Raw genomic sequence first — 26,408 nt, forward strand, 5'->3', positions numbered from 1 at the left:
TCACACCGGCGGCAAACGCCACTCGATAGGGGCCTCGCCATTCTGCTCGAGAAACTTGTTGGCCCGGCTGAAATGCCCGCAGCCCAGAAACCCGCGATACGCCGACAACGGCGACGGATGCACCGAGGTCAGCACCAGATGCTTGGTGGCATCAATGAGCTTCTGCTTGCTTTGAGCATGAGCGCCCCACAGCAGGAACACCAGGTGCGGCTGATGCTCGCTGACCACTTCGATAATCCGATCGGTGAAGAACTGCCAGCCCTTGCCGGCATGGGCGTTGGCGTTGGCGCGCTCCACGGTCATGGTGGTGTTGAGCATCAGCACGCCCTGGTCGGCCCAGCTTTGCAGGTAGCCGTGGTTGGGGATGTCGATGTTCAGGTCGCGCTTGAGCTCTTTATAGATATTGACCAGCGATGGCGGCGCCGGCACGCCCGGTTGTACCGAGAAGCACAGGCCGTGAGCCTGGCCAGGGCCGTGGTACGGGTCTTGTCCGAGGATCACGACCTTGACCTTGTCCAGCGGCGTTGAATTGAGCGCGTTGAAAATCAACGGGCCGGGCGGGTAGATCTCTTTGCCAGCGGCATGTTCCTGGCGCAGAAATTCGCGCAATTGCGCCATATAGGGCTTCTCGAACTCCTCCCGCAGGGCGTGTTTCCAGCTGGGTTCGAGTTTGATACGGTCGCCATCGGTCATAGTTGAATTGTCTTGTAAAAAAGAATGAGGCGAACCCTAGGAAAGCCGACCCCGCTTGTCAATTGATCTGACACAGCACCGGCACTTTCTCACGAAGGGATCATACTCATCCTTCACCTTCTCGATTGAGGCCACGATGAACCTGCATTTCGAAGAACTGACCGGCAGTGGCGGCGCTCGCATCGGTATCGCCAGCCTGGACGCGCCAAAGTCCCTTAACGCCCTCTCCCTGCCGATGATTGTAGCCCTGGATGAGCGCATGGAGGCTTGGGCCAAAGACCCGCAGATCGTCTGCGTGCTGCTGCGCGGCAACGGCCCCAAAGCCTTTTGCGCCGGTGGCGAAGTGCGCAGCCTGGCTCAGGCTTGCCGTGAACAGCCGGGCGAAGTTCCGACCCTGGCCGCGCAGTTTTTTGCCGCCGAATATCGTCTTGACTACCGCCTGCACACCTACCCGAAGCCGTTGATCTGCTGGGGCCACGGTTATGTATTGGGCGGCGGCATGGGCCTGTTGCAAAGCGCCGCCGTGCGTATCGTTACGCCAAGCAGTCGTTTGGCCATGCCCGAAATCAGCATTGGCTTGTACCCGGATGTGGGGGCCAGTTGGTTCTTGTCCCGCTTGCCGGGCAAGCTCGGCCTGTTCCTGGGCCTCACCGGCGCCCATATCAACGGTCGCGACGCGCTGGACTTGGGCCTGGCCGACCGTTTCCTGCGTGATGACCAGCAAGACGATCTGCTCGATGGCCTGCTGCAACTGAACTGGCAGGAACAGAGCGCGATGCAACTCAACAGCTTGCTCAAGGCCCTGGCGCAGGAGGCAAACAGTGATCAACCCGAAGCGCAATGGCTACCGCGCCGCGCACAGATCGACGAATGGCTTGATGTAGGAGATGTGCGGTGTGCCTGGCGCGCCTTGAGCCTGCTGCGCGACCACAGCGACCCGCTATTGAGCCGGGCCGGCAAAACCCTCAGTGAGGGCTGCCCACTGACGGCGCATCTGGTGTGGGAACAGCTCCAGCGTGCCCGTCACCTCTCATTGGCCCAGGTGTTCGAGATGGAATACACCCTGAGCCTCAACTGCTGCCGTCATCCGGAATTCGCCGAAGGGGTTCGGGCGCGCCTGATCGACAAAGACCAGGCGCCTCGTTGGCACTGGCCGGATATCAACACACTCCCGGAAACGGTGGTGCAGGCGCACTTTGACAAGGCCTGGGAAGGTAGGAATCCTCTGGCGGATTTATCTGACTACTGACAGGTCTGTACGCTTGTCGTTGACCTTGAAAGCGCAATTGTCCGGCTGGCTGTCCTCGCACGTATACACCGGCAACTCGAACGCATCGGGCTGCAGCCTCCAATACAAGGTGCTGGTCAACGACATGTTGATAACCTCATTTCCGCTGCTTGGCCTCAACGCTACAACACCGTTCCAACTGGTGCGGTAGATGCACTTGTCCATGTAGCCGTTTCCTCTCTCCTCGCCGTCGCCCGGCATGAAGATTGCGCCAATGAACCCGTCGACAACACCACGCGACGCTACCTTCGGGCTTTGCCAGCGCAGGCCATTGTCCTGGGCGCGATAATGGCCGTCTGCATACGCGACCTGCGACGGATAAGGACAGCCTTGCTCCGCTCTTGCCGATGCAATGAAGCAGCTCATCAGCAGGAGCACGCAAATCAATTGTTTGAACATAGGGTTTCCATCTGCTCAGTCTCACCACGCAAAAGCACAAGGCTCCTCGTTAGTGAAGTACAGCTAGCGCCTCAAAGATAGCTGTTAAATCTGACAGTACGGACATACGGTACCTATAAAAAACGGCGCATGATGCGCCGCTTGTTTTTCAAGATATTTAACGGTGACCGCCGCGGCCACCTCCGTGGTCGGAACCGCGTCCACGCCCGCCATTGCCCCAGCGGTCGCCCCACCCCTGGTTTGGGTAGGGCCGGTACCCGGCGCGGGGGTAATAGCGCGGGGCCGGTTGGTAGTAGCGCGGCGCCGAATAGTAGCGAGGCTGTGGCGCATAGTAGCGAGGCGCTGGCGCGTAATAGCTGCGCCCAGAAGGGTAATAACGCGGGCCGCCGTAGTAATAGGCTGGCGCCGGCGCGGTGTAGACCTCGGAGCGATAGTAGGTAGCGCCTCCATCGTAATAGGGCACGCAGGCTGAAAGGGTCAGGCCGAGCAAAGCGATGAGCAGCAGTCGTCGATACATGGCGGCCTCCTGGACCGCGGAAGAGCTCCTCCAGCGACGCTGGCGAGCGGCATTCAGCTTTCACTGAATGACGAAACATCTGACATCAAAAACCGAATCTGGTGCGTTCGCGACACAACTGGAAACACCTGTTTCAGACGAAGTGAAAGCCCGCCAAAACGCCATGATGATGGAATGCCGCGCAGCCGCGCTGTATCGTGCAACAACTAACGCGCCCTACCCGATTCCCTTCTGAACCGACCCATGATCACACCGACCCTTTGCCCCGCCTGTGGTGCCCGCAACGACTGCTCCCTGGCCGATCCGCGCACTGCCGATCAAGCCTGCTGGTGCTACGGCGTCATCATCGACCCGGCGGTGCTTGAAGCCCTGCCGGATGAGTTGCGTGATAAAGCCTGCCTGTGCCCACGCTGCGCCCAGGTGGACGAACAGTTGCGTAACCGCAATGCGCGTTGATCGTTTCCTCAGCAACCTGCCACAGTTCAATCGCAAGCAAGTGCGCCTGTTGCTGGTGGAACGCCGGGTGACCGTTGAAGGGGTTGCGGTCAGCGATCCTCACCATGACGTACGTGAATTCAGCCAGGTCTGCGTTGACGGTGAAATCCTGCAAGCGGGCAAGCCGGCGCGCTATTTCATGCTGCACAAACCCCGGGGTTGCGTCAGCGCCACGTCGGACCCGCAACACTCCACGGTCCTTGACCTGCTGGACGAACCGGACAAAGCCGAACTGCATATCGCCGGGCGCCTGGATTTCAACACCACCGGCCTTATCTTGATCACCAACGACGGCCAATGGTCGCGGCGCCTCACGCAACCGCAGACCAAGTTGCCCAAGGTGTACCACGTGCAAACCGAACAGGACATCAACCCGCAGTACGCGGTGACGTTCGCGGCGGGCGTGTATTTCGCTTTCGAAGATCTCACCACCCAACCTGCCGAACTTGAACTGCTGGGCCCCAGGACAGCGCGGTTGAGCATCATCGAAGGCCGATATCACCAGGTCAAACGCATGTTCGGTCATTTTGATAACAAGGTGATCGGCCTGCACCGCGAGCGAATGGGGCCCTTAGTGCTCGATGCGTCGCTTGCGCCGGGTCAGTATCGGCCACTGACTGACGAAGAGATCCTAAAAGTCTGACGACCGTTCAGCCGATGATGGCAAAAAACCAGCCCGTCGCCTTGCGACATGCGTTCCGTACTGTTTGAATCAGGGCTTCAGCCAGATAATGACTGATGAGTCGCCTATAACCTCCAAGAAACACCTTGCCTCGCCCGCGCTTGATCCATGGGCCTTCCCGGCAAACCGCCCGCCATAACAACACCCGCCGGCCAGCCGTCATCGGACCGACATGGGCCCTCATTTTCCAGGCGTATGCCTACCTGTCATAAAGCTCGTGCAGAGTGATCTGCGCGCACTACCCGCTTGCCAGGAGTCTTACGACATGAGGCCAGAAATCGCTGTGTTGGATATACAGGGTCAGTATCGGGTGTACACGGAGTTCTATCGCGCGGACGCGGCGGCAAAGACCATCGTCCTGGTCAACGGCTCAATGGCGACCACAGCGTCCTTCGCTCAAACCGTGAAAAGCCTGTACCCGCAATTCAATGTGGTGTTGTACGACCAGCCCTACGCTGGCCGTTCCAAAATCCATAACCGTCATGAGCAGATGCTGACCAAGGAAGTCGAAGGCCAGATCCTCCTTGAACTGCTCGACCACTTCGCCGCTGAACACGTGTTGTCCTTCTCCTGGGGCGGGGCCGCCACGTTGGTTGCCCTCGCACAGCGCCCCCGTCGGGTAGAAAAAGCCGTGATCAGCTCATTCTCGCCGGTGATCAATGCGCCGATGCGTGACTACCTCGAACGCGGCGTCGACTACTTGGGCAACCTCGACCGCGACCGCGTCGGCCATCTGGTCAACAGCACCATCGGCAAGCACCTGCCTTCGCTGTTCAAACGCTTCAACTACCGCCATGTCAGCAACCTGGCCGCACACGAATACGGGCAGATGCACTTTCACATCAGCCACGTGCTCAACAGCGACCGGCAGTGCTACCTCAAGGCAGCCAGGCAGATCGATATTCCAGTGCTGTTCTTGAACGGCGAATGGGACGAATACACCAGTGCAGACGACGCCAAGCTGTTTGGCCAGCATGTGGCCAAGAGCAGCTTCAGCACCATTCAGGCGACGGGACACTTCCTGGACATGGAACATAAAGCCGCGTGCCGCGACAGCCGTGAGGCCGTGGTGGGCTTCTTGAAAGGCCAACGGCCCGCAAGCCCGTTACGGTATAGCCAGGGCCAGGCGCAGCATGCATGGGCGCTTTGAAATCAGGCCTGACACTGTGGCGAGCAAGCTCTGTCGCCACACGCAACTCTCACATTTTTCAAAGAAAAACTTCAAATCCAGCTGAACATCTGGTACAAAGTCAGCCGCTCTGAGCGGGTATAGTTTAGTGGCAAAACGAAAGCTTCCCAAGCTTTAGTTGAGGGTTCGATTCCCTCTACCCGCTCCACTCAGATTTGCACTTGCGTCAGGGGTTTCTGGCGGAGGCTGCACAAAAAACCGGTCCTTGGTGACCGGTTTTTTTATGCCTAAAATTTAGTCTCCAGCACTCATCTGCTGCTCGGCTATCTGTTGAATCGCATCGTTGAATACGTGTTGAATCATCCACAGGAAAAAGCTGCTCGGGGTTTCTGGCATTCGCAGCGCGAAAAGTATTACAGCAGGAGCGATAGGTACGCCCAAGCAAAGTCTTACAGGAAGACCGGCAACACCTCACGATAATGTAGGCTCATCGGCCCAGAGTTCGGAAACATGGCAATGCTGGACACCAAAAAAGCCACACCCAAAATCATCCTGTGCCAAGTAGCCGGCTGGGTGTTGGTTTTGCCGCTGCTGGTCTCGTTTGTACGGCTGCCCTTCCCCCTCGGATTATTGCTGGAGTCAGGAGTGATTGCCTCCTCAGCGTATGGCGTGAGGTTTGCCTGGCGTCACGCAACCCCACGCGTGGCTGTGTTCGCTTTGTTTGTCACCCTGCTCAACGTCATTTCTATGGTCATGTTAAGTACAGCGTCCGTACTCAAGGCCCTTTACATTATCGCCTGGCTCTACTGGTACCCCTATTATTCCAACTGGGTTTACTGGAATGTCTAGTTGGGCAAGAATTTGACCGCAAGAAACGTAGTTCCCAGCCCCCTTGGTGGAACTACAGTGGCGTCGTCCCCATCAACGCCCTTCAAGGAAACTGCTCATGGCCTACCAGTACAAGCTCATGCCTTCCCCTGTCGGTGAACTCACCCTGGTGGCGCGGGATGGCAAACTCAACGCCATCCTCTGGGAAGTGGAACGTGCCAATCGTGTGCGCCTGGGTGAATTGATCGAAGCCGACGACAGCCCAGTGCTCTTGGAAACCGAGCGCCAACTGCAGGAATACTTCGCCGGGAAGCGTAACCAGTTTGAACTGGAACTGGACTTCACCGGCACTGACTTCCAGAAGCAAGTCTGGCAAGCACTGCTGACCATTCCCTTCGGCGAAACCCGCAGCTATAGCCAGATCGCACAGCAGATCGGCAACCCCAAAGCCGTGCGCGCCGTCGGCGCCGCGAATGGGCGCAACCCCATTTCAATCATTGCGCCATGTCACCGGGTGATCGGCGCCTCGGGCGGACTGACCGGGTTCGCGGGCGGGTTGGCAGCCAAGCAGTATTTACTCGCACTTGAAGGCACAGGTCAGACGGAACTGGCGTTATAGGCGGCATTGACCCATACCCCGTCTAAAACCCGGCATGAAAACGGCGGTGGGAGTCCCCTCCCACCGCCGTTTTTCAGATCGGGCAGCGGCCTCAACCGTCGCCTTGATGGCCCTTACCGTAGGTCGACGCCAGGGCCCGGGCTTTTTGCAAGCGCTCTTCAAGCTTGGGTAGCGTCTCATCCACCAGTGCCTTTATCTCTGGCACATCCGACGCCGCGCCTTCCTTCTGGAACAGGGCGATGGCGTCTTCGTTTTCCTTGACCTGCTGCGCGGTATAGGCAGCGTCAAACGAATCGCCGTCCTTGAGTTCAGGCATCAGGGTTTCGGCTTTATCAACGATCTTCTCCCGTGGGGCCACTGGCAAATCAAGCTTCTTGGCGATCGCCGCCAAGTGCTGGTTGGCCAGCGTGCGCTCGTTGATGACCTCAATGGTGTAGTCCTTGATTTCCTGGGACGAGGTCTTGGCGTGGGCCATGCGACTGGTTTCGATATCGGCCATGCCTTTGGCCGAAGCCTGCTCGATGAATTCTGCAGGCGACTGGGCGAAAGCATTGCTGGCGCCGAGGCCCAGCAGCATCGCGAAACTGGCGGTGCGTAACCGGATAGCCATGCGGCTCATGATGGGTTCCTCCAGGGCAAAAATAGGCGCGGGAGCATACAACCCGCCCTGAATTCGAATTTTCAGGACGGTAAAGGTTTAGAAAAAACTTACCTGGGCGACGAACGGTCGTCGTCGCCTCAGGCCGCTTTGCTGCCGAACAGGCCCGGCAATGCGTGCGCCAGGGCATTGAGGGCGAAGCCGATAAACATCACGCCGCAGAGCTTGGTGATCAGGATTTCATGGCGTTGATACAGCGTGCGCACCCGTTGGGCACCCACCACGCCAATCAGGATCGCGTAGGCCAGCAAGCCACCGATAAAGCTCAACAGAATCAAGGTCGGCAGCATCGACCAAGTCAACAACTCGGCCCGGCTGGACAGCAACGCGGTGAACGTCGCCACGGCGACCGGGTAGGCCTTGGGGTTGGTCAAGCCAAACAGAATACCGTGCCAGAACGGATGGCGCGCCGCGCCCTGAGGGGCATCGCTATTGCGGCGCTGGGTGCGGATCGCACGCCAGCCGAGCCAGAATAAATACACCCCGCTGAGTACGCCGAGCACATCAAAGGCACTGCTGCCGACTTCTCGCGCACCGACGATGGCAATCAGCGCCGTGCTGCACCACACCACATCGCCGAGCAAATGACCGCACAAGAATCCTGCCCCGGCACGCCGGCCACGGGCCGCACCGATGCCGAATACGGCCAGGACACCGGGGCCAGGGGTAATGCCGTAGATAAAACCCGACGCCAGTACGGCGAACAGCAAGGATGGGGTCATGGTAGACGCTCCGACAGACGCTTGAAGGTGAACGATTTTGCATGTTTCAGCGCGGTGGGTAAAACTTCATTCCAGCATAGGGCCGGGCGCGACAGGCTTGCAGCCGCGAGGCCAGATCGCCGACATGAGCCTCCAGCTTATGGCCGTCGGGATCGAGAAAATAAAACGATGCGCCTTCACTGCGGTTGTCTCGCCACTCCTGTACGCCGGCGGCGCGCAGGCGTTCGACCAAGGCAGTGAAATCAGCAGCATCGACAGTGAAGGCATAGTGGGTGTAATCCATCGCCGGAGCAGCCGAGCGCAACGGGTCCAGCGACAGGCACAGCCAAAGCCCAGGCAGTGAGAGGTAAGCACCGTTATCCCAGGTTGCGTCGAGCTGCAGGCGCAGCAAGTCGTGATAGAAACTGACGCTGCGCGGCACATCGGTGACGGCCAGGGTCAGGTGGTTGAAACCGCTGAGCATCTAGGTGTTCTCGCGTTATCGTGGGTCTGCGGACAATACACCCACCACCCTGCCAATCAACCACTGCAACCCCACATCCCCACCCCGCCGCGTATGCCAGGCCAGCTCAAAGGCAAACGACGGAATATGAAACGGCGGTGGCACGGCCAGCAATTGCCGAGCGTCGATATTCATTAAACCACGGGACGAGACCGTCAAAATCAGGTCCGTGCCCTGGATCAACTGCGGCGCCACACCCCAGTGCGGTAGGCTTATAGCTACATGGCGGCGTTCACGAATGGCCGTCAGCGCCCGTTCGATTTCTGGCGTGCCGCTGCCGCGCATCTCCAGCAGCACATGGGGGCGTGACAGATATGTCGGCAGGTCCAGCACTCCGTTGGGCGCAAGGCTGGTGGGGTCGACCAGGCAGGTGTAATGCTCTTCGAACAGCGGCGTAGTCCGCAGTTCGGCGGGCATGTCGGGGAATACGCCCGCAGCCAGATCGAGATCGCCATTGAGCACACCCTCAACCATGCCTTCGCGGCTGGCCTGGATGATCTGCAAGTCGATACCGGGCGCTTCATGGCGTAGGACGCGAACCAGGCCGGGCAGGAATATCGCCGCGCTGTAGTCCGACATCGCCACGCGAAAGCGGCGCTTGGCCGAGGCGGGATCAAAACGATTCGGCGCCAGTAATGCCTGCACCTGGGCCAGAGCTTCGGTCAATGGCGCCGCCAATTCCAGGGCGCGGGCGGTTGGCACGAGTGTGCCGCCCTGACGCATCAGCAGCGGGTCGCCCAGCATATCGCGCAGCCGTGCCAACGCATGGCTGACCGCCGGCTGGCTCAGGTGCAGGCGCTCGGCGGCGCGGGTGACGTGTTGCTCGCTGAGCAAGGCGTCGAGGATCACCAGCAGGTTAAGGTCGACGCGGCGCAGATCATTCATCAACTGCATGTCCAGCATAAGAATTTGGAATTTAAATTTGCGCGACGAATACCCTAGAGTCCAGCAAAACCTTTGGGAGCGTCGAGATGACTGTGTTGCATTGGGTAGGTTTGTTAGCGCTGGCGGTGTTAGCCGGCGCGGTAGTGCCGTTTCAGAGTGCGATCAACGCCAACCTCGGGCGCGGGCTCGGCCATCCGTTGTGGGCCACCCTGGCGTCGTTACTGGTGAGCATCATCGTGCTGCTGCCGGTGATTGTGGCGCTACGTTTACCTCTGCCGAACATGGCGTTTATCAGCAAGGCACCGTTGTGGATGTGGGCCGGTGGTGCCTTTGGCGTGTGTTTTATTTCATTGGCGTTGATGCTGCTGCCCAAGCTCGGCGCATCGGGCTTCATTGCGCTGGCCATGGCCGGGCAGATTCTCGCGTCGTTGCTGCTGGACCATTTCGGCCTGTTCGGCCTGGTGGAACGTCAGTTGACAACCTCCCGGGCGTTGGGCGCGTTACTGCTGATCAGCGGCGTTGCGCTGATTCAGCTCAGCGGCGCTCAGCCGCCAGGCGATTGATCTGGGCCTGCTCCACCACGGGCTGCGGCGCGCCTTGGCTGGCCGCCTGCAACATCGCACGGCCGACGGTCTCGGTGCTCACCACCCAATCCGGTTTCAGTCGCCGCACAAACGAAAGCACCGGCCCAAGCACGCTGTAGAAGGATTGGTACAACGGCGTCTTCGAACGCACACCGTGCAACGGCTGGATGATCCCGGGGCGGAACAGATACACCGCCTTGAACGGCAAGCGCAGCAAGGCATTTTCGGTCTTGCCCTTGACCCGCGCCCACATCGACTTGCCGGCTTCGGAACTGTCCGTGCCGGCGCCGGACACATAGATAAAGGTCATCTGCGGATTGAGCCGCGCCAGGGTGCTGGCCGCCACGAGGGTCAGGTCATAGGTGAGGTGGGTATAGCGCGCCTCCTTCATGCCCGCCGACGAAACACCCAGGCAGAAGAAACATGCATCAAAACCCTGCAACAGGTTTTCCAGGGGCTGAAAATCCAGCATGTCGTTGTGCAACACCTGATGCAGCTTGTCGTGCTCTTGGGTCAAGGGCGTGCGGCCGACGGCCACCACTTCCTGCACATCGGCCGCCAGCAGGCACTCGCGCAGCACACCCTGGCCCACCATGCCGGTGGCGCCGAATAACAGAACTCTCATGAAGTGACCTCAGCGGCACGCCGCACGCTTGATGCTTGAATGCATTGAGCGTGTAGCTTACCGCGTGCTGCCAAAGGCTGCCCCTATCAAAAAGCGCTACGAAAGATCTCCTCAATCTGACGCTGGTCCGCCCGCCGTGGGTTGGTCAGCCCGCAGGCATCTTTCAACGCATTGCTGGCCAGCAACGGAATGTCCTGCAACTTAGCGCCAAGCTCACGCAAGCCCGCAGGGATTTCCACGTCCTGGGACAACCGACGAATCGCCGCGATGGCAGCCTGGGCGCCCTCCTCGGCGGTGATGCCCTTGATATCTGCACCAAGGGCCCGGCCCACGTCGCTCAGGCGTTTGGCGCAGACACTGGCATTGAAGCTTTGTACATGGGGCAATAGCACCGCGTTGCACACGCCATGGGGCAGGTCGTACAAGCCGCCCAATTGGTGGGCCATGGCATGCACGAAACCCAGGGATGCATTGTTGAAGGCCATGCCAGCGAGGAATTGCGCGTAGGCCATGTTTTCCCGTGCGGCCTTGTCAGTGCCGTCGCGGACCGCCAGGCGCAGGTTGGCGCTGATCAATTCGATGGCCTTGATCGCGCAGGCGTCGGTAATCGGAGTCGCAGCGGTGGACACGTAAGCTTCGATGGCGTGGGTCAGCGCATCCATGCCCGTGGCGGCGGTGAGGCCCTGGGGCATGCCGACCATCAGGGCCGGGTCGTTGACCGACAGCAACGGCGTGACATTGCGGTCGACGATGGCCATTTTTACGTGGCGGCTTTCGTCGGTGATGATACAAAAACGCGTCATCTCGCTGGCCGTGCCAGCGGTGGTATTGATGGCTACCAGCGGCAGTTGCGGCTTGCTCGATCGGTCCACGCCTTCATAGTCGCCGATACGCCCACCGTTGGTGGCGCACAGGGCAATGCCCTTGGCGCAGTCATGGGGCGAACCGCCGCCCAGGGACACGACGAAATCACAGGCGCTCTGTTGCAGTAACGCCAGGCCTTTTTCGACGTTTTCCACGCTGGGGTTGGGCTTGGCGCCGTCGTAGATCACCGAGTCGATATCCTGCATCGCCAGCTTCTCGGCGATCATGCCGGCCACACCGGCTTTGGCCAGGCCGACGTCGGTGACGATCAACGCCTTGCCAAAGCCGTAGTTGCGGATGGCGGTCATCGCTTCGTCGAGGCAATCGATGCCCATGATGTTGACGGCGGGGATAAAGAACGTGCTGCTCATGATCAATCCTCAAAGGCTTTATGCCGACAGAATCAACCTGTACCGCGTGGCGCATCTTGATCAGGATCAATGCCGGCTCGTGATAAAGTCACCCCCCAGCCGATTTCGAGTAGACCCGCCGCAATGAAGGATTTCCAGGATATTGACGCCCACCTTGAAGACTGGAGCGCCCTGCGCGCTGCCGTCGACTTCAGCGGGATTCTGATCGGCAACGGCGCCAGCCGCACGATCTGGGAAGACTTTGCCTACGACTCGCTGTTCGAAAACGCCCGTACCGTCGAAGAAAAACCCCTGAGCGCCTCCGAACTCAGCGTGTTCGACGCCTTGCAAACCCGCAGTTTCGAGCAAGCCCTGGGCGCCTTGAAAACCACCAGCCGGGTCAACAAGGCCCTGGCGGTCAGCTCGGCGGCGCCGCGTAACCGTTACTACGCGATCAAGGAAGCACTGATCAACACCATCCATGCCGTGCACATTCCCTGGCGCCTGGTGCAACCGTCGACGCTGGCGACGATCAACGCGGAGCTGGCCACCTACGCCACCGTCTTCACCAGTAACTACGATTTGCTCAACTACTGGGCGACCCTGCACGCACCGGGTATCGACGACCTGTTTCGCAGCGCCGACTCAAGCTTCGACCTGCGCAATACGCGCACCGACATCACCCGCATCCTGTACCTGCACGGAGGCCTGCACCTGGTGCGCAACCTCGACGGCACGGCGCGCAAATTGCCGTCCACCGACAGCACCCTGCTCAGCAGTTTTGCCATCAACAACACGATCAAGACCCTCGACGAGGTGCCGCTGTTTGTCAGTGAAGGCAAGGTGCAGGAGAAACTCAAAAGTATCCGCAGTTCGGATTATCTGTCGTTCTGTTACGAACAGCTGTTGAGCCATGAAGGCGCGCTGTGCATCTTCGGGCATGACTTGGGGCCGCAGGATAAACACCTGGTAGAAGCTATCGGCCAGGCCCGCATCAGCACCCTGGCGATCTCGGTGTCGGGGCGCAGTGATGGGTTTGTTCGTCAGCAGAAGCGGCGGTATATGGAGCTGTTCGAGGGCTCTAATGTGGAACTGAGGTTCTTTACCGCGCGTACGCACCCACTGGGCAATCCGGCATTGTCCGTCCCTGTAGAACGCTGAGCAAAATGTGGGAGCTGGCTTGCCTGCGATGGCGGTGGGTCAGCGACAGATTGGGCACCGATAAACCGCTATCGCAGGCAAGCCAGCTCCCACATTGAATGCATTTCAAGTCGGGCTCAGTCTCACTCCTCAGCGCTGTGCACCACCACCAGCAACTGCGCCCGCACCTCTCCCACCGAGCGAATCCGGTGGGGTTTCTGCGCGTTGAAATGCAGCGCATCACCGCGCGCCAACAGCACGCGCTCGTTCATGAAATCCACCTCAACCTGGCCTTCATGCACGAATAAAAACTCCTCCCCCAGGTGCTCCTTGAAGGTCTTGTCGGTGAACTCCGCCGGCGGATAAATGATGAACGGCAGCAGGCTGCGCTCGCTGACTTGATGGGCCAGCACCGCATAACCCGGCGAGGTGTCGGGCCGCTCATGGCTACGCACCAGGCTGTAGCTGTCGAGGCTGACGTTGTCTTCGCTGAACAGTTCTTCGACCTTCACGTTCAACGCCTTGGCAAGTTTCAACGCCGCAGCGATGGATGGCGTATTAAGCCCGCGTTCGACTTTCGACAGGTAACTCTTGGTCATCCCGGATTTTTCGGCCAAGGCCTCCAGGGTCACGCCAAGTTTTTTTCTTAATATTTTCAAGCGGATAGACATGTGCTGCGGTTAATCCCTGCAGAAAGCGATGAGACAGGCTTGCCAATGACACAAAGTGTCATATAGCATCTTTAGTGTCATTTGCATTCACCCAACGACCTTGCGAGCAGCGGGCGATCAGCAAATCCGACGTCCATTGAACCACCCAAAGGACACCGATATGGCCAAGACATTAGCACTCCCAAAAGACCAACTGGTCAAGCAAGCACTGAGCCAGATGCAAAACAGCCTGGCAGATAATACGTGGACCGACCGGCAAAAGCTGGCGCTGACCTGCCGAATCCTGTTCGAGTACGGCCACGACTCCGGCCTGGCCGGGCAGATCACCGCACGTGGGCCGACGCCCGGCACCTACTACACCCAGCAACTGGGCCTGGGTTTTGACGAAATCACGGCCAGCAATCTGTTGCTGGTCAACGAAGACCTCGAAGTACTGGAAGGCCATGGCATTCCCAACCCCGCCAACCGTTTTCACACCTGGGTGTACCGCGGCCGCCCGGATGTAAACTGCATCATCCACACACACCCCACGCACATTGCCGCGCTGTCGATGCTGGAAGTGCCGTTGCAGGTGTCGCACATGGACCTTTGCCCGCTGTACGAAGATTGCGCGTTCCTGGAGGCCTGGCCCGGCGTACCGGTGGGCAATGAAGAAGGGGAAATCATCACCGCGGCCCTGGGCGACAAGCGCGCCATTCTGCTCTCGCACCACGGCCAGTTGTCCACTGGGGCCAGCATCGAAGAAGCCTGCGTGATTGCGCAGTTGATCGAACGGGCTGCCAAGTTGCAGTTGCTGGCGATGTCTGCTGGTACCGTCAAACCGATCCTGCCGGAGCTGGGGCGCGAGGCCCACGACTGGATCTCCAAACCCAAACGCCACGGCGCCGCGTTCAACTATTACGCCCGGCAAAACCTGCGCAAGCACGCCGATTGCCTGAACTGATTGCCCCCCTTTTCGACCGGAGTTTCCCCCATGTCCAACCCAACCATTCACGGCATCATCGGCTACACCATCACGCCCTTCAGCGCCGACGGCCAGCGCGTTGACCTCGACGCCCTCGGGCGCTCCATCGACCGCTTGATCAACAGCGGCGTCCACGCCATTGCGCCCTTGGGCAGCACGGGCGAAGGCGCTTACCTGAGCGATGCCGAGTGGGATGAAGTCAGCGCCTACAGCATCAAGAAAGTCGCCAAGCGCGTGCCGACCATTGTCAGCGTGTCCGACCTGACCACCGCCAAGGCCGTGCGCCGCGCCCGCTACGCCGAAGAGCACGGCGCCGATGTGGTCATGGTGCTGCCGGCCTCGTACTGGAAACTCAGTGACGCGGAAATCCTCGCTCACTACGCCGCCATCGGCGACAGCATCGGCGTGCCGATCATGCTCTACAACAACCCGGCCACCAGCGGCACCGACATGTCGGTGGAGCTGATCCTGCGTATCCTCAAGCAGGTCGAGAACGTGACCATGGTCAAGGAGAGCACTGGCGACATCCAGCGCATGCACCAGTTGAAACTGCAGAGTGACGTGCCGTTCTACAACGGTTGCAACCCGCTGGCGCTGGAAGCCTTCGCGGCTGGCGCCAAAGGCTGGTGCACCGCGGCGCCGAACCTGATCCCGCAACTGAACCTGAGCTTGTATCAGGCCGTACTGGCCGATGATTTGAGCAAGGCGCGGGAGCTGTTCTACCGACAGTTGCCATTGCTGCAATTCATCCTCAAAGGCGGGCTGCCGGCGACGATCAAGGCCGGGTTGCGCTTGACCGGGTTGGAGGTGGGTAATCCGCGCTTGCCGGTGTTCCCGTTGGGTGAGGCAGGGATCGGACAGCTCAAAGCGTTGCTGTCATCGGTATAAAAACGCCCGGCTCTCGCGAGCCGGGTGCAGGTCTTCTTGCACAACTGTCAGGTCTTGTCCTTGATAGTGACACTGGGACCATTGGTCTTGACGCTGGCAATGCCATTGTCTCGTGCGGCTGTAGAGGTGTACTGCTCACTGCTGCCGATCACTTGATGATTGGCCGCCTTGAGGTTGAAGAACGGTTGGCCGTTGCTGGCCACTTTTTTCTCATAACGTTCATCATGTGGGCTGTTTGTCTGCACTGAAGCAATGCCGGCTTCAGTAGCACCGCGGGTGGTGTAAAGCTCGCTGGTCAATATGGTTTCTGCGTTCGCCGCCTTAAGCACGAAACGAAACTGCCCGTTACTGCTTTTACTCAACTCATACCATCCAGCCATGACTTTCTCCTTTGAGTGGGATATCGCTCCCAAACTTGTAGGATTAAAGGCCATGCCCCAATTTTTTCCAGCCAAACACGGGAGATCTATTTAGCTGGAGACAAATGACAATAATTCTCGATATCATTCGCGACTTTTCCACGTCGTACTTCGTCAAGAAGGGTATCCATGTCTCGTCCCCAGCCCGACCCGTCGGCGGCCGATGCCTGTCGCGGGTTTTATGCAGACATTCTGTATTTCCTTCGTAAACGCACGGACAACGCCAGCGACGCGGCGGACATGGCCCAGGATGTGTTTACCCAATGGCTGGGCTACCGCGACCGTGCCAAGGTCGAGCAGCCACGGGCGTTTCTGTTCCAGATGGCGCGCAACCTGCTGCGCGATCACTGGCGCAAACAGAAGGTACGGCAAACCGTCCACCCTGATCACGCCGAAATGGATGCCGAGCCGGTCACCGACGAGCACAACGACCCCATGGCCGCCGCCCTTCGCCTGCAACGCCTGGAACAGTTGAAAGAAGTCCTTGCCGAACTCTCGCCGCGCCGACGAGAAGCCCTTATGCTGCACCGCTTCGAAGGCTTGAGCCAGGCGCAGATAGCAACGCGCATGGGCATATCCACCAGCATGGTGGAAAAGCACATCGCCTTTGCCCTGCTGCACTGCAAGCGCCGCCTTCAACCCGCCCCCGGCACGGAGCAGCCAGAATGAACCGCCCGAGCGACACAGACGCGCTGGACAGCCAAGCGAGCGATTGCATCGACGCCCAAGCCGCCAGTTGGTTTGCACGCAACCGCAACGAAGCAAGCCGCGCCGACCGTAAAGCCTTTGCCGACTGGCAGGCGGTGCCCGCGCATGCGCGCGCCTATGCCGAATTCGAACAGCTGTGGGCCGACCTCGCCCAGTTGCAACAATTGAACAAACCGTTGGCACTGCCCAAGCGCAAGCCCAGCCTTTGGCGCCCTGCCCTGGCGATGGCGGCTGCTCTGCTCTGCGCCGTGCTGGCGACCTCTATCGGCGCACCGCGCGAGCTGTATCACAACCAGGTTGCCACCCATGCCAAGGGCATGCGCACTTTGAATCTGCCAGATGGCAGTACCTTGTATGTGAATGCCAACACCCATATCCGCGTGGACTTCAGCGCCCATCAACGGGTGCTGCATCTGGACAAAGGCCAGCTGTACATCGAAGTGGCCGCCGACAAGGAACGCCCCCTCTACGTGCAGGCCGGCGAGTCGAGCGTACGGGTGGTGGGCACGGCTTTCGATGTGCGCCGTGGGCAGCAGCAATTGGTGGTCAGCGTTGCCCATGGCCAGGTCGCTTTCGCGCCAAATGGCGAAAGCCCCGTCACCCTGCTCGGCGCCCAGCAACGGGCCTCATACAACTACGCCAAAGGCACCGTGCAATCGCAAAGCCTCAGCGCCGAAGAGATCGCCGATTGGCGCAGCGGGCATTTGTCGTTTCGCAATCGAGAGCTGGCCAGCCTGATCGACGAACTGAGCCTCTACCGTCCACAGGCGCCGTTGCAGGTCAGCAAGGCCGTCGCGCAGCTCAAGGTGTCGGGCAACCTTGATGTGAGCGACCCGGACGCCCTGCTCAACGCCTTGCCCGCGCTGTTGCCAGTGAAAACCGTGCTTTCGGCGGATGGCATCATGAGAATCGAGCCGAGCAAATAAACGGCAGAAACCACACATGAGAATATTTTGCATTCGCATGTGTGGTTTTTTTTGCCTGCCCCGTCTTCCTCCTGTCTGTGTTTGATACGCACACCTTTTTGGCTATTTAGCCGCTCCGGGGGATTTCATGTTTCGCGCGCCTTGCCACGCTTCGCACCTGTTTCTTCGACCGACACTCATGGCTACGTGCCTGGCCTTGAGCCTCAGCGCCGAAGCCGAATCGCTCAAGCTGCACCTGCCGGCCCAGTCGCTGGCCACGTCCCTGAGCCAGGTGGCCCAGCAAGCGAAAATCCAGCTGCTGTTCGATGAAACCCTGCTCAAGAACGTGCAGGCCCCAGCGCTTGACGGTAACTACACCCCGGAAGTGGCCATCCGTTCCCTGCTCAAAAACGGTGAGCTCAACCTGATCAAGGTCGGCAGTACCTATGTGGTGCGCCCCGACGAGGGCAAAACCACCACCGGTGGCGCGATCCAGTTGGACACCCTGAGCGTGATCGGTACCGGCAATGAGGTAAACGCCAGCACCGTCAACCGCTCCACCCTGACCCAGGCCGACATCGACCGTTACCAGTCCAATAACATTCCCAGCCTGTTGCAGACCTTGCCCGGTGTCAGCCAGGGCGGCTCGCTGAAGCCCGGCGGCCAGACCATCAACATCCGTGGTTTCGGCGATGCCGAAGACGTGCCGCTGACCGTTGACGGTGCCACCAAGACAGGCTTTGAGCGTTACCAGCAAGGCACGGTGTTTATCGAGCCCGAGCTGATCAAGCGCATTGAAGTGGAAAAAGGCCCCAACTCGCCGTTCACCGGTAATGGCGGCTTCGGCGGCACGGTCAACATGGTCACCAAGGACGCTCCGGACCTGCTCAAGGATGGCCGCAACAGCGGTGCGATGCTCAAATATGGCTACTCCAGCAACGACCATGAACAGGTCTACAGCAGTGCCATCTATGGCCGTACCGACGACGGCCGTTTCGATGCGCTGGCCTACCTGACCCAACGCGACGGCGGCGATATGAAGGTGGCCGCCAAATTGCCCAACGACAACAATGAGTACCCAATCAACCCCCAGCGCTTGCCCAACAGCGCCCAGGATGTGGACGGCAAGCTGTTCAAGGTCAACGCGCACTTTACCGATGAGCACAGTGTCGGGCTGTCGTACTCGCGCTCCCACAGCAACCGCTGGACCCCGTTTTCCGCCGCCAGCTACCCCACGCCACCGACCCAGTTCAACATCGACCGCTACGGCTACGAAGGCGCGTTGAAGCGCTTCCTCGCCCACCGTGACACGGTCGACACCACCTGGTCGGGCAAGTATGAATACCAGCCGCTGGACAACCCGCTGGTGGACTTGACCATCAAGTATTCCCAGTCCAACACCGAACAGACCGATGAGCGTGACGCCACGGCGTTTTTCCAGTTGGCCACCGGCGGGCGCAAGATGGACACCGCCTACACCGACAAGCTCCTGGATATCCGTAACGTCAGCCTGTTTGAAACCGGCCCCTTGCAGCATGCCGTGACGGTCGGCGGGCAAATCCGCAAGCACACCCGCGAAACCGAGATGTGGATGCCCGGCGCCACCTACAACACGCCGCGCTACAACTACGGGCACTTTCAGCCGGGCTTTATGCCCCACGGCAAAGTCGATACCAACAGCTTCTTTATCCAGGACGCGGTGACGTTGGGCGACGTGACGATCACGCCGTCGCTGCGCTATGACCATGTGCGCAACCGCGGCGAAGGCAACGATGCGCCCTACTACAACAACCCGGCAGTGGGTCACGACTACAGCGACCGCACCTACACTGGCTGGTCGCCACGCCTGGCGCTATTCTGGACCGTGACGCCGAGTGTGGGGCTGTTCGCCAACTGGAGCCAGACCTGGCGCGCCCCGGTGATCGACGAACAATACGAAGTGCAGGGCGTGGGCAGTCGCACCGCCACCAGCGTCGACCTGGACCCGGAGCGCATCACCTCGATCACCCTGGGCAACATCACCAGCTTCGATAACCTGCTCGCCCAGGACGACAACTTGCAACTGCGCACCACCCTGTTTCACAACAAAGTCGAAGACGAGATCTTCAAGGCCACCGGCGTGGGTTGCCAGAACCAGGCTGTCAATGGCGGCAGCATCGCTTCAGCTTGCCCGCCTGGGCCGATGTCCAACTACCGCAATATCGGCAGCCTGACCATCAAGGGCGTTGAGCTCGAATCGATCTACAACTCCACCTACCTGTTTGGCTCGGTGTCGTTCGCCTATGCCAAGGGCCAGCACCAAGGCGCCTACACCAATCCCTGGGGCCCGGACGTGGCCGCGCGGGATATTCCGCCGACCAAATGGGTGCTGGTACTGGGCACTCACATCCCGGCCTGGGATGCCCAGGTGGGCTGGATGAGCCAATTCATCGGCGCCACCGACCGCCTGCCCAGCGACAAATACTCTGGCGGCCCGGGCTCCAGCATCGGCGATGTGTTCTACGACCAGTACGGCAACAAGCGCTACAACACCCAGGGCCTGTTCGCCAAATGGGCACCACAGCAGGCATATCTCAAAGGCACCGAGGTGAACTTCACGGTGGACAACCTGTTCAACAAAAACTTCCGCCCGGCCTTGAGCGGCGACCGGGCGTACACCAAGGGGCGTGATGCGAAGATCAGCGTGACGCGGTTCTTCTAAGCACACACCCAACTGTGGGAGCTGGCTTGCCTGCGATAGCGGTGGTGCAGCCACCATGGTCATCGCAGGCAAGCCAGCTCCCACAGGGAACCGCGCCCATTTCAGGCCAGGTAGCCATCCCCGCGCAACAGGGTTTCCAGGCAGTGCTCGGTGATGTGATAAAACGCCTTGAGCTCCTGGATTTTTGCCAATAGCTGCGCGTTGTCCACAGGCTCGGCACGTTTGACCGCCAGGATCATCTTGTTCTTGTTGGTGTGTTCCAGCGAGATGAACTCGAACACCTTGGTCTCATAGCCACAGGCTTCAAGGAACAATGCGCGCAGGCTGTCGGTGACCATTTCCGCCTGCTGGCCCAGGTGCAGGCCGTATTGCAGCATCGGCTTGAGCAACGCCGGGCTCTGGATCTGCAGGCGGATCTGTTTGTGGCAGCACGGCGAGCACATGATGATCGACGCACCGGAACGGATGCCGGTGTGGATCGCGTAGTCGGTGGCGATGTCGCAGGCATGCAAGGCAATCATCACGTCCAGCTCACTGGGCGCCACGCTGCGTACATCGCCGCATTTGAACACCAGCCCCGGATGCTCCAGGCGCGCAGCGGCGCTGTTGCAGAGGGTGACCATGTCTTCACGCAACTCGACACCGGTGACCTCGCCCTCGGCCTTGAGGGTATTGCGCAGGTAATCGTGAATAGCGAAGGTCAGGTAACCCTTGCCCGAGCCGAAATCGGCGACACGCACCGGGCGGTCGAGTTGCAACGGCGACGACGTCAGCGCATGGCTGAACACTTCGATGAACTTGTTGATCTGCTTCCACTTGCGCGACATCGAGGGGATCAGCGCCTGCTTGGCGTCGGTCACGCCCAGGTCGGAGAGGAACGGCCGGCTCAGGTCGAGGAAGCGATTTTTTTCACGGTTATGCTCGGCTGAAGGCGCTTCGCGCAGTTGCTGCGGTTTGCTTTTGAACAGCGAACTTTTGTTCTTCTTGCTGTATTCCAACTGGGCTTCGTCGGTCAGCGCCAGCAAGTGCGCGTTCTTGAACGAGCTGGGCAACAGCTCGGCGATCGCCGCCACGCCGTCGGCCAAGGGGAAGTTCTTGGTGATGTCGCGGGTCTTGTAGCGATAGACGAACGACAGGCAAGGCTGCTCCTTGACCACCACCGGCTTGATGATCAGCCGCTGCAACTCGGCTTCCTCACCGACGTACTTGGCCAGCACCAGCTTGATAAAAGCGTTCTGGGCCAAGCTTGCGCTCAACAGTTCGATGAACTGGGCATGATGATCCGGCGCAGGGCGGGCAGGTTGAGCGGTGACGGACATGAACAAAAACGCCTCGGGTAAAGAATGCCGGGCATTTTAGGCGGGATGGGGGTTCAGGGCACGGGGTTATTTGATCAACGGTCAATCAACCCGAATAAGGATGCTGCCTTGTGTAGGAGCGAGCTTGCTCGCGAAAAACGTCAACGATAACGCGGGTGTCCTGAATGAACGCGGCGTCGATGAGTTTTTCGCGAGCAAGCTCGCTCCTACAAAAAAGCAGTTATTCGAGTACAACCAGGCGATTGGGCAGTTCGTTGCGGGTTTGGGTAACGGGCACATGCACCTTGAGCAACTCGCCACAGGCTTCAACGCAGGCGATGAACCCGGCCAGCGTCTGCCCCTGTTTAACTTGCTGGGTAAACGCCTGGACAATAGCGTCCCAATTGCTGTCATCCAGGCGCTTGGAAATCCCGTCATCCACCAGGATCTCCACATAACGCTCGGCCTCGCTGACAAAAATCAGCACCCCGGTGCTGCCCACCGTGTGGTGCAGGTTCTGCTCCAGAAACTGCCGCCGCGCCAGGTTGGACGCACGCCAGTGGCGTACCGAACGCGGGATCAGCCGAGTAGTGACCTTGGGCAAGCGGAACACCAGGCACAGCACAATGAACGTCGCCCACTGCGCCACCAGCAAGGTGTACATGGTCAGGTAGCCCGACAGGTAATGCACCACACCCGGCACCACCAACGCGATCAAGCTCGCCCACAGCAACGGAATGTAGGCGTAGTCGTCGGCGCGCGCCGCCAGTACGGTGACCAACTCCGCGTCGGTGGTTTTCTCGACCCGGGCGATCGCTTCGGCGACTTGGCGCTGCTCGTGTTCAGTCAGTAATGCCATGGTTGTAGATGCTCTATTCTCGTTATTGTCATTACCAGCTGCCCGAAGCCCCGCCACCGCCAAAACCACCGCCGCCGCCGCGGAAACCACCGCCACCGCCGCCCCCACCGCCGCCGCGCCCGCTGCTGTTGAGAATCGCCAGCAGGATAGCGCCCACTGGCAAGCCCATGCGATTGCACAGCCACAGCACGCCGATCAGCAGAATAAACAGGCCGATGGAAAAACCGGGATTATCCATGGCGAAGTTCGCATCCGCCACATGGGCCGGCACCGCCAAGGGCTCACCGCCCACCACCTGGATCATCGCGGCCACACCGTCGCTGATGCCCTGGCTGAAATTGCCGGCCTTGAACTTGGGCAGGATCACCTGGTTGATGATCACCCAGGATTGCGCATCCGTCAGCACGCCTTCCAGGCCATACCCGACTTCGATGCGCAATTGGCGGTCATCACGGGAGACGATCAACAGCGCGCCGTTGTCCTTGCCCTTTTGGCCAATGCCCCACTGGCGGCCCAATTGATAACCGTAGTCCTCAATAGGCACGCCTTGCAGGTCGGGCACGGTGACCACCACCAACTGGTCGCCCGAGGTCTGCTCCAGCGCCTGCAGTTGCTGGGTCAGTTGCTCGCGCACCGCCGGGTCGATCATCTGCGCGCTGTCCACCACCCGCCCGGTCAGCGCCGGGAAGGTGAGCGCCGCCTGGGCCACGCCCACGCAGGCCAACAGCCACAGCGCCAGGCCTATCCGTAATAAACGCATCGACACCTCAGTGCAGCCTTATTTGAACTTCACTTGCGGCGCTTTATCGGCATCGGCGCTGGTGGCTTCAAACGTGGCGCGGATCGGCAAGTCGCTGTACATCACGCTGTGCCACAGGCGGCCCGGGAAGGTGCGGATCTCAGTGTTGTAAGCCTGTACGGCCTGTATAAAGTCACGGCGAGACACAGCGATACGGTTCTCGGTGCCTTCAAGTTGCGATTGCAAGGCCAGGAAGTTCTGGTTGGCCTTCAGGTCCGGGTAACGCTCGGACACCACCATCAAACGGCTGAGTGCGCCGCTCAGGCCATCCTGGGCTTGCTGGAACTGCTTGAGTTTTTCGGGGTTGTCCAGGGTGCTGGCATCCACCTGGATCGAGGTGGCCTTGGCCCGCGCTTCAATCACCGCGGTAAGGGTTTCCTGCTCGTGGGCGGCATACGCCTTCACCGTTTCTACCAGGTTGGGGATCAGGTCAGCACGGCGCTGGTACTGGTTCTGCACCTGGCCCCAGGCGGCCTTGGCCTGTTCGTCCAGCGTCGGGATGTTGTTGATGCCGCAACCGCTCAGCACGCTGCTGATCAGTAACAGCGCCGCAGCCTTGAAGCCCCAGCGATAAGTGTGTGCTGCTTGCATAGTGTTTCTCCTGCCCGATCTGATGGAATGTGACGACTAACCCTATAAACCACGCGCTTGGGGCATAATCCGCCACCACTGGAATGCTTTGAGCCAATCAGCTACAAAGATGCCCAGCGCGAAAAAGAGTTCAGAGTGTGCTGCATTTATCTGAACAACACCCGAACAACAATAGACGTTCCCCACATTTTGGCCGACAGCATCTCTCTGAATGCTGCGCAGTCGCCGAAAAAGGATATTCATGAAAAAGCTGTGTTTGCTCGGCCTTGTTGCCACTCTGGCCAGCCACCCCGTATGGGCAGAAACAAAGCCTGCTGCGCTTAACGACAAGGACGCCTTCGTCAGCGACCTGCTCAAGCAAATGACCCTGGATGAGAAGATCGGCCAATTGCGCCTGATCAGCATCGGCCCGGAAATGCCCCGCGAGCTGATCCGCAAGGAAATCGCCGCCGGCCGCATCGGCGGCACGTTCAACTCCATCACCCGCCCGGAAAACCGTCCGATGCAGGACGCGGCCATGCGCAGCCGCTTGAAGATCCCCATGTTCTTCGCCTACGACGTGATCCACGGCCACCGCACCATTTTCCCGATCAGCCTGGCCCTGGCCTCCAGCTGGGACATGGACGCCATTGGCCGCTCCGGGCGCATCGCCGCCCAGGAAGCCGCCGCCGACAGCCTCGATATCACGTTTGCACCAATGGTCGATATCTCCCGCGACCCGCGCTGGGGCCGCACTTCCGAAGGTTTCGGTGAAGACACCTACCTGGTGTCACGCATTGCCGAAGTGATGGTCAAGGCGTTCCAGGGCACCAGCCCCGCGAATGCCGACAGCCTCATGGCCAGCGTCAAGCACTTCGCCCTCTACGGCGCGGTGGAAGGCGGGCGCGACTACAACGTGGTCGACATGAGCCCGGTCAAGATGTACCAGGACTACCTCCCGCCCTACCACGCGGCGATCAAGGCTGGCTCCGGCGGCGTGATGGTCGCGCTCAACTCGATCAACGGCGTGCCTGCCACCGCCAACACCTGGCTGATGAACGACCTGCTGCGCAAGGACTGGGGCTTCAAGGGCCTGACCGTCAGCGACCACGGTGCGATCGTCGAGCTGATCAAGCACGGCGTGGCCAAGGACGGGCGTGAAGCCGCCAAGCTGGCGATCAAGGCCGGCATCGACATGAGCATGAACGACTCGCTGTACGGCAAGGAATTGCCGGGGCTGCTCAAGTCCGGCGAGATCCAGCAGAGCGACATCGACAACGCCGTGCGCGAAGTGCTCGGTGCCAAGTACGACATGGGCCTGTTCAAGGACCCGTACCTGCGCATCGGCAAGGCCGAGGATGACCCGGCCGACACCTACGCCGACAGCCGCCTGCACCGTGCCGAGGCCCGCGACATTGCGCGCCGCAGCCTGGTGTTGCTGAAAAACCACAACGATACCCTGCCGCTGAAAAAATCCGCGACCATTGCCCTTGTCGGCCCGCTGGCCAAGGCACCCATCGACATGATGGGCAGTTGGGCTGCTGCCGGCCGGCCTGCACAATCGGTGACCCTGCTCGACGGCATGAACGCCGTGATCGGTGAAAAAGGCAAAGTGATCTATGCCCGTGGCGCCAACATCACCGGCGACAAAGCGGTGCTCGACTACCTCAACTTCCTCAACTTCGATGCCCCGGAAGTGGTGGACGACCCGCGCCCTGCCCAGGTGCTGATTGATGAAGCGGTGAAGGCGGCGAACAACGCCGACGTTATCGTCGCCGCGGTGGGCGAGTCCCGTGGCATGTCCCACGAATCGTCGAGCCGTACCGATCTGAACATCCCGCAAAGCCAGCGCGACTTGATCAAGGCCCTCAAAGCCACCGGCAAACCGCTGGTGCTGGTGTTGATGAACGGCCGTCCGCTGTCGATTCTCGAAGAGAACCAACAGGCCGACGCGATCCTGGAAACCTGGTTCGCAGGTACCGAAGGCGGCAACGCCATCGCCGACGTGCTGTTCGGTGACTACAACCCATCGGGCAAGCTGCCGATCACCTTCCCTCGTTCGGTGGGGCAGATTCCGACCTACTACAACCACCTGACCATCGGCCGGCCATTCACCCCAGGCAAGCCGGGCAACTACACCTCGCAGTACTTCGATGACACCACCGGCCCCCTGTTTCCGTTTGGCTATGGCCTGAGCTACACCACGTTCAGCCTGTCGGACATGGCGCTGTCGTCCACCACGCTGAACAAGACCGGCAAGCTCGACGCCAGCGTCACCGTGAAGAACACTGGCAAGGTCGATGGCGAAACGGTTGTGCAGTTGTATATCCAGGACGTGGCCGGTTCGATGATCCGCCCGATCAAGGAGCTGAAGAATTTCCAGAAGGTCATGCTCAAGGCTGGCGAAGCGCGCACGCTGCACTTCACCATCACCGAGGACGACTTGAAGTTCTACAACGCCCAACTCAAGTTCGCGGCGGAACCGGGTGAGTTCAATGTGCAGATCGGCTTGGATTCCCAGGATGTGCAGCAGCAAACCTTCGAACTGCTCTGATCTGAAGCTGTAAACACGGTCGCTGTGGGAGCTGGCTTTTGTGGGAGCTGGCTTGCCTGCGATACAGGCACCTCGGTTTGTCAGGTGTACCG

General features: G+C 60.0%; 30 protein-coding genes, 1 tRNA gene and 1 pseudogene. 17 read left to right on the plus strand and 15 right to left on the minus strand.

Annotated features, from left to right (window positions below; translation table 11 throughout):
• Positions 1 to 693, minus strand: coding sequence for a uracil-DNA glycosylase (ung, locus tag FXO12_RS10690; protein WP_020301023.1), 693 nt, complete (start codon positions 691 to 693; stop codon positions 1 to 3).
• 136 nt (positions 694 to 829) lie between these two features.
• Between ung and FXO12_RS10695 the strand changes: the two genes are divergently transcribed.
• A complete protein-coding gene (locus FXO12_RS10695) occupies positions 830 to 1,942 on the plus strand; it encodes an enoyl-CoA hydratase/isomerase family protein (protein ID WP_057975658.1) in 1,113 nt (370 codons plus the stop codon).
• Here the strand turns inward: FXO12_RS10695 and FXO12_RS10700 are convergent.
• Positions 1,928 to 2,380 (minus strand): DUF3757 domain-containing protein, encoded by a 453-nt coding sequence (locus FXO12_RS10700; protein WP_054897618.1) that lies wholly within the window; start codon positions 2,378 to 2,380, stop codon positions 1,928 to 1,930. The two genes, FXO12_RS10695 and FXO12_RS10700, sit on opposite strands and share 15 nt — an antisense overlap.
• A gap of 157 nt (positions 2,381 to 2,537) precedes the next feature.
• On the minus strand, positions 2,538 to 2,897 hold the full coding sequence (locus tag FXO12_RS10705; protein WP_019818497.1) for a hypothetical protein: 360 nt from the start codon (positions 2,895 to 2,897) through the stop codon (positions 2,538 to 2,540).
• Between the two features lie 67 nt (positions 2,898 to 2,964).
• Here FXO12_RS10705 and FXO12_RS10710 point away from each other — a divergent pair, with 67 nt between their 5' ends.
• The 8 genes and pseudogenes from FXO12_RS10710 (at position 2,965) to FXO12_RS10745 (ending at position 6,650) form a co-directional block, all read left to right on the plus strand.
• Complete coding sequence (locus tag FXO12_RS10710; RefSeq protein ID WP_155290838.1) at positions 2,965 to 3,132, plus strand: hypothetical protein; 168 nt, start codon at positions 2,965 to 2,967, stop codon at positions 3,130 to 3,132.
• A gap of 8 nt (positions 3,133 to 3,140) precedes the next feature.
• Positions 3,141 to 3,353: a cysteine-rich CWC family protein gene (locus FXO12_RS10715; RefSeq protein WP_034126556.1), complete on the plus strand. Its 213-nt coding sequence runs from the start codon at positions 3,141 to 3,143 to the stop codon at positions 3,351 to 3,353.
• Entirely contained in the window at positions 3,343 to 4,035 is a 693-nt protein-coding gene (locus FXO12_RS10720) for a pseudouridine synthase (RefSeq protein ID WP_054917624.1), read from the plus strand. The genes FXO12_RS10715 and FXO12_RS10720 overlap by 11 nt, the downstream gene beginning before the upstream one ends.
• Before the next feature lie 304 nt (positions 4,036 to 4,339).
• Positions 4,340 to 5,224, plus strand: coding sequence for an alpha/beta fold hydrolase (locus FXO12_RS10725; protein WP_054897622.1), 885 nt, complete (start codon positions 4,340 to 4,342; stop codon positions 5,222 to 5,224).
• Between the two features lie 113 nt (positions 5,225 to 5,337).
• Positions 5,338 to 5,411: transfer RNA gene (locus tag FXO12_RS10730), tRNA-Gly, on the plus strand.
• Between the two features lie 107 nt (positions 5,412 to 5,518).
• Positions 5,519 to 5,634 (plus strand): annotated as a pseudogene (locus FXO12_RS10735) (type II toxin-antitoxin system HicB family antitoxin); the annotation flags it as partial.
• Between the two features lie 85 nt (positions 5,635 to 5,719).
• Positions 5,720 to 6,052 (plus strand): hypothetical protein, encoded by a 333-nt coding sequence (locus tag FXO12_RS10740; protein ID WP_054898755.1) that lies wholly within the window; start codon positions 5,720 to 5,722, stop codon positions 6,050 to 6,052.
• A 97-nt stretch (positions 6,053 to 6,149) separates the two neighbouring features.
• The gene (locus tag FXO12_RS10745; protein ID WP_054917615.1) at positions 6,150 to 6,650 is read left to right on the plus strand and encodes a methylated-DNA--[protein]-cysteine S-methyltransferase; all 501 of its coding nucleotides are present in this window, start codon (positions 6,150 to 6,152) and stop codon (positions 6,648 to 6,650) included.
• A gap of 91 nt (positions 6,651 to 6,741) precedes the next feature.
• Here the strand turns inward: FXO12_RS10745 and FXO12_RS10750 are convergent, their stop codons facing one another.
• The 4 genes from FXO12_RS10750 to FXO12_RS10765 form a co-directional block, all read right to left on the minus strand.
• Positions 6,742 to 7,269: a DUF4142 domain-containing protein gene (locus tag FXO12_RS10750; RefSeq protein ID WP_003189402.1), complete on the minus strand. Its 528-nt coding sequence runs from the start codon at positions 7,267 to 7,269 to the stop codon at positions 6,742 to 6,744.
• A 119-nt stretch (positions 7,270 to 7,388) separates the two neighbouring features.
• Positions 7,389 to 8,030: a LysE family translocator gene (locus FXO12_RS10755; protein ID WP_034126551.1), complete on the minus strand. Its 642-nt coding sequence runs from the start codon at positions 8,028 to 8,030 to the stop codon at positions 7,389 to 7,391.
• Positions 8,031 to 8,076: 46 nt separating this feature from the next.
• Positions 8,077 to 8,493 carry a fosfomycin resistance glutathione transferase gene (fos, locus tag FXO12_RS10760; RefSeq protein WP_057975657.1) on the minus strand — a complete coding sequence of 139 codons (417 nt, stop codon included), beginning with the start codon at positions 8,491 to 8,493 and terminating at the stop codon, positions 8,077 to 8,079.
• A gap of 15 nt (positions 8,494 to 8,508) precedes the next feature.
• Positions 8,509 to 9,435 carry a LysR family transcriptional regulator gene (locus FXO12_RS10765; protein WP_060772933.1) on the minus strand — a complete coding sequence of 309 codons (927 nt, stop codon included), beginning with the start codon at positions 9,433 to 9,435 and terminating at the stop codon, positions 8,509 to 8,511.
• A 68-nt stretch (positions 9,436 to 9,503) separates the two neighbouring features.
• Between FXO12_RS10765 and FXO12_RS10770 the strand changes: the two genes are divergently transcribed.
• Complete coding sequence (locus FXO12_RS10770) at positions 9,504 to 9,980, plus strand: DMT family transporter (RefSeq protein WP_057975655.1); 477 nt, start codon at positions 9,504 to 9,506, stop codon at positions 9,978 to 9,980.
• Here the strand turns inward: FXO12_RS10770 and FXO12_RS10775 are convergent.
• Complete coding sequence (locus FXO12_RS10775) at positions 9,952 to 10,626, minus strand: NAD(P)H-binding protein (RefSeq protein ID WP_034126547.1); 675 nt, start codon at positions 10,624 to 10,626, stop codon at positions 9,952 to 9,954. The genes FXO12_RS10770 and FXO12_RS10775 overlap by 29 nt on opposite strands.
• Before the next feature lie 86 nt (positions 10,627 to 10,712).
• The gene (gene yiaY / locus FXO12_RS10780) at positions 10,713 to 11,861 is read right to left on the minus strand and encodes an L-threonine dehydrogenase (RefSeq protein ID WP_034126546.1); all 1,149 of its coding nucleotides are present in this window, start codon (positions 11,859 to 11,861) and stop codon (positions 10,713 to 10,715) included.
• A 123-nt stretch (positions 11,862 to 11,984) separates the two neighbouring features.
• On the opposite strand from yiaY, the gene FXO12_RS10785 reads away from it, so the two are divergent.
• Entirely contained in the window at positions 11,985 to 13,001 is a 1,017-nt protein-coding gene (locus FXO12_RS10785) for a DUF4917 family protein (protein ID WP_057975654.1), read from the plus strand.
• Between the two features lie 122 nt (positions 13,002 to 13,123).
• On the opposite strand, the gene FXO12_RS10790 is transcribed toward FXO12_RS10785, so the two are convergent.
• Positions 13,124 to 13,651 carry a helix-turn-helix domain-containing protein gene (locus tag FXO12_RS10790; protein ID WP_057975653.1) on the minus strand — a complete coding sequence of 176 codons (528 nt, stop codon included), beginning with the start codon at positions 13,649 to 13,651 and terminating at the stop codon, positions 13,124 to 13,126.
• Positions 13,652 to 13,811: 160 nt separating this feature from the next.
• Here FXO12_RS10790 and FXO12_RS10795 point away from each other — a divergent pair, with 160 nt between their 5' ends.
• On the plus strand, positions 13,812 to 14,594 hold the full coding sequence (locus FXO12_RS10795) for an aldolase (protein WP_034126544.1): 783 nt from the start codon (positions 13,812 to 13,814) through the stop codon (positions 14,592 to 14,594).
• A 30-nt stretch (positions 14,595 to 14,624) separates the two neighbouring features.
• A complete protein-coding gene (locus FXO12_RS10800) occupies positions 14,625 to 15,503 on the plus strand; it encodes a dihydrodipicolinate synthase family protein (RefSeq protein WP_057975652.1) in 879 nt (292 codons plus the stop codon).
• 47 nt (positions 15,504 to 15,550) lie between these two features.
• On the opposite strand, the gene FXO12_RS10805 is transcribed toward FXO12_RS10800, so the two are convergent.
• On the minus strand, positions 15,551 to 15,883 hold the full coding sequence (locus FXO12_RS10805; protein ID WP_034126542.1) for a YegP family protein: 333 nt from the start codon (positions 15,881 to 15,883) through the stop codon (positions 15,551 to 15,553).
• A 168-nt stretch (positions 15,884 to 16,051) separates the two neighbouring features.
• Here FXO12_RS10805 and FXO12_RS10810 point away from each other — a divergent pair, with 168 nt between their 5' ends.
• The 3 genes from FXO12_RS10810 to FXO12_RS10820 all read left to right on the plus strand — a co-directional run bounded on the left by FXO12_RS10810 (position 16,052) and on the right by FXO12_RS10820 (position 20,236).
• Positions 16,052 to 16,591 (plus strand): RNA polymerase sigma factor, encoded by a 540-nt coding sequence (locus FXO12_RS10810; protein ID WP_034126541.1) that lies wholly within the window; start codon positions 16,052 to 16,054, stop codon positions 16,589 to 16,591.
• The gene (locus tag FXO12_RS10815) at positions 16,588 to 17,556 is read left to right on the plus strand and encodes a FecR domain-containing protein (RefSeq protein ID WP_057975651.1); all 969 of its coding nucleotides are present in this window, start codon (positions 16,588 to 16,590) and stop codon (positions 17,554 to 17,556) included. The genes FXO12_RS10810 and FXO12_RS10815 overlap by 4 nt, the downstream gene beginning before the upstream one ends.
• Positions 17,557 to 17,683: 127 nt before the next feature.
• Positions 17,684 to 20,236 (plus strand): TonB-dependent receptor, encoded by a 2,553-nt coding sequence (locus FXO12_RS10820; protein WP_057975650.1) that lies wholly within the window; start codon positions 17,684 to 17,686, stop codon positions 20,234 to 20,236.
• Between the two features lie 101 nt (positions 20,237 to 20,337).
• Here FXO12_RS10820 and FXO12_RS10825 read toward each other — a convergent pair whose 3' ends face one another.
• The 4 genes from FXO12_RS10825 to FXO12_RS10840 all read right to left on the minus strand — a co-directional run bounded on the left by FXO12_RS10825 (position 20,338) and on the right by FXO12_RS10840 (position 23,783).
• On the minus strand, positions 20,338 to 21,555 hold the full coding sequence (locus tag FXO12_RS10825) for an SAM-dependent methyltransferase (RefSeq protein ID WP_034126538.1): 1,218 nt from the start codon (positions 21,553 to 21,555) through the stop codon (positions 20,338 to 20,340).
• Between the two features lie 220 nt (positions 21,556 to 21,775).
• The gene (locus tag FXO12_RS10830; protein WP_034126537.1) at positions 21,776 to 22,393 is read right to left on the minus strand and encodes a TPM domain-containing protein; all 618 of its coding nucleotides are present in this window, start codon (positions 22,391 to 22,393) and stop codon (positions 21,776 to 21,778) included.
• 31 nt (positions 22,394 to 22,424) lie between these two features.
• On the minus strand, positions 22,425 to 23,153 hold the full coding sequence (locus tag FXO12_RS29285; RefSeq protein ID WP_054917592.1) for a YgcG family protein: 729 nt from the start codon (positions 23,151 to 23,153) through the stop codon (positions 22,425 to 22,427).
• 18 nt (positions 23,154 to 23,171) lie between these two features.
• Complete coding sequence (locus tag FXO12_RS10840; RefSeq protein ID WP_014717327.1) at positions 23,172 to 23,783, minus strand: LemA family protein; 612 nt, start codon at positions 23,781 to 23,783, stop codon at positions 23,172 to 23,174.
• 241 nt (positions 23,784 to 24,024) lie between these two features.
• Between FXO12_RS10840 and bglX the strand changes: the two genes are divergently transcribed.
• Complete coding sequence (gene bglX / locus FXO12_RS10845; RefSeq protein WP_054898726.1) at positions 24,025 to 26,316, plus strand: beta-glucosidase BglX; 2,292 nt, start codon at positions 24,025 to 24,027, stop codon at positions 26,314 to 26,316.
• Positions 26,317 to 26,408 lie beyond the last annotated feature (92 nt).

The sequence above is a fragment of the Pseudomonas sp. J380 genome, from assembly GCF_009827115.1.
GTDB lineage: Bacteria > Pseudomonadota > Gammaproteobacteria > Pseudomonadales > Pseudomonadaceae > Aquipseudomonas > Aquipseudomonas paracarnis.

Excerpts from the sequence above, each read along its gene's own strand:
- ung (WP_020301023.1), bottom strand. The coding sequence starts at position 693 with ATGACCGATGGCGACCGTATCAAACTCGAACCCAGCTGGAAACACGCC.
- FXO12_RS10695 (WP_057975658.1), top strand. The coding sequence starts at position 830 with ATGAACCTGCATTTCGAAGAACTGACCGGCAGTGGCGGCGCTCGCATC.
- FXO12_RS10700 (WP_054897618.1), bottom strand. The coding sequence starts at position 2,380 with ATGTTCAAACAATTGATTTGCGTGCTCCTGCTGATGAGCTGCTTCATT.
- FXO12_RS10705 (WP_019818497.1), bottom strand. The coding sequence starts at position 2,897 with ATGTATCGACGACTGCTGCTCATCGCTTTGCTCGGCCTGACCCTTTCA.
- FXO12_RS10710 (WP_155290838.1), top strand. The coding sequence starts at position 2,965 with ATGACGAAACATCTGACATCAAAAACCGAATCTGGTGCGTTCGCGACA.
- FXO12_RS10715 (WP_034126556.1), top strand. The coding sequence starts at position 3,141 with ATGATCACACCGACCCTTTGCCCCGCCTGTGGTGCCCGCAACGACTGC.
- FXO12_RS10720 (WP_054917624.1), top strand. The coding sequence starts at position 3,343 with ATGCGCGTTGATCGTTTCCTCAGCAACCTGCCACAGTTCAATCGCAAG.
- FXO12_RS10725 (WP_054897622.1), top strand. The coding sequence starts at position 4,340 with ATGAGGCCAGAAATCGCTGTGTTGGATATACAGGGTCAGTATCGGGTG.
- FXO12_RS10740 (WP_054898755.1), top strand. The coding sequence starts at position 5,720 with ATGCTGGACACCAAAAAAGCCACACCCAAAATCATCCTGTGCCAAGTA.
- FXO12_RS10745 (WP_054917615.1), top strand. The coding sequence starts at position 6,150 with ATGGCCTACCAGTACAAGCTCATGCCTTCCCCTGTCGGTGAACTCACC.
- FXO12_RS10750 (WP_003189402.1), bottom strand. The coding sequence starts at position 7,269 with ATGAGCCGCATGGCTATCCGGTTACGCACCGCCAGTTTCGCGATGCTG.
- FXO12_RS10755 (WP_034126551.1), bottom strand. The coding sequence starts at position 8,030 with ATGACCCCATCCTTGCTGTTCGCCGTACTGGCGTCGGGTTTTATCTAC.
- fos (WP_057975657.1), bottom strand. The coding sequence starts at position 8,493 with ATGCTCAGCGGTTTCAACCACCTGACCCTGGCCGTCACCGATGTGCCG.
- FXO12_RS10765 (WP_060772933.1), bottom strand. The coding sequence starts at position 9,435 with ATGCTGGACATGCAGTTGATGAATGATCTGCGCCGCGTCGACCTTAAC.
- FXO12_RS10770 (WP_057975655.1), top strand. The coding sequence starts at position 9,504 with ATGACTGTGTTGCATTGGGTAGGTTTGTTAGCGCTGGCGGTGTTAGCC.
- FXO12_RS10775 (WP_034126547.1), bottom strand. The coding sequence starts at position 10,626 with ATGAGAGTTCTGTTATTCGGCGCCACCGGCATGGTGGGCCAGGGTGTG.
- yiaY (WP_034126546.1), bottom strand. The coding sequence starts at position 11,861 with ATGAGCAGCACGTTCTTTATCCCCGCCGTCAACATCATGGGCATCGAT.
- FXO12_RS10785 (WP_057975654.1), top strand. The coding sequence starts at position 11,985 with ATGAAGGATTTCCAGGATATTGACGCCCACCTTGAAGACTGGAGCGCC.
- FXO12_RS10790 (WP_057975653.1), bottom strand. The coding sequence starts at position 13,651 with ATGTCTATCCGCTTGAAAATATTAAGAAAAAAACTTGGCGTGACCCTG.
- FXO12_RS10795 (WP_034126544.1), top strand. The coding sequence starts at position 13,812 with ATGGCCAAGACATTAGCACTCCCAAAAGACCAACTGGTCAAGCAAGCA.
- FXO12_RS10800 (WP_057975652.1), top strand. The coding sequence starts at position 14,625 with ATGTCCAACCCAACCATTCACGGCATCATCGGCTACACCATCACGCCC.
- FXO12_RS10805 (WP_034126542.1), bottom strand. The coding sequence starts at position 15,883 with ATGGCTGGATGGTATGAGTTGAGTAAAAGCAGTAACGGGCAGTTTCGT.
- FXO12_RS10810 (WP_034126541.1), top strand. The coding sequence starts at position 16,052 with ATGTCTCGTCCCCAGCCCGACCCGTCGGCGGCCGATGCCTGTCGCGGG.
- FXO12_RS10815 (WP_057975651.1), top strand. The coding sequence starts at position 16,588 with ATGAACCGCCCGAGCGACACAGACGCGCTGGACAGCCAAGCGAGCGAT.
- FXO12_RS10820 (WP_057975650.1), top strand. The coding sequence starts at position 17,684 with ATGTTTCGCGCGCCTTGCCACGCTTCGCACCTGTTTCTTCGACCGACA.
- FXO12_RS10825 (WP_034126538.1), bottom strand. The coding sequence starts at position 21,555 with ATGTCCGTCACCGCTCAACCTGCCCGCCCTGCGCCGGATCATCATGCC.
- FXO12_RS10830 (WP_034126537.1), bottom strand. The coding sequence starts at position 22,393 with ATGGCATTACTGACTGAACACGAGCAGCGCCAAGTCGCCGAAGCGATC.
- FXO12_RS29285 (WP_054917592.1), bottom strand. The coding sequence starts at position 23,153 with ATGCGTTTATTACGGATAGGCCTGGCGCTGTGGCTGTTGGCCTGCGTG.
- FXO12_RS10840 (WP_014717327.1), bottom strand. The coding sequence starts at position 23,783 with ATGCAAGCAGCACACACTTATCGCTGGGGCTTCAAGGCTGCGGCGCTG.
- bglX (WP_054898726.1), top strand. The coding sequence starts at position 24,025 with ATGAAAAAGCTGTGTTTGCTCGGCCTTGTTGCCACTCTGGCCAGCCAC.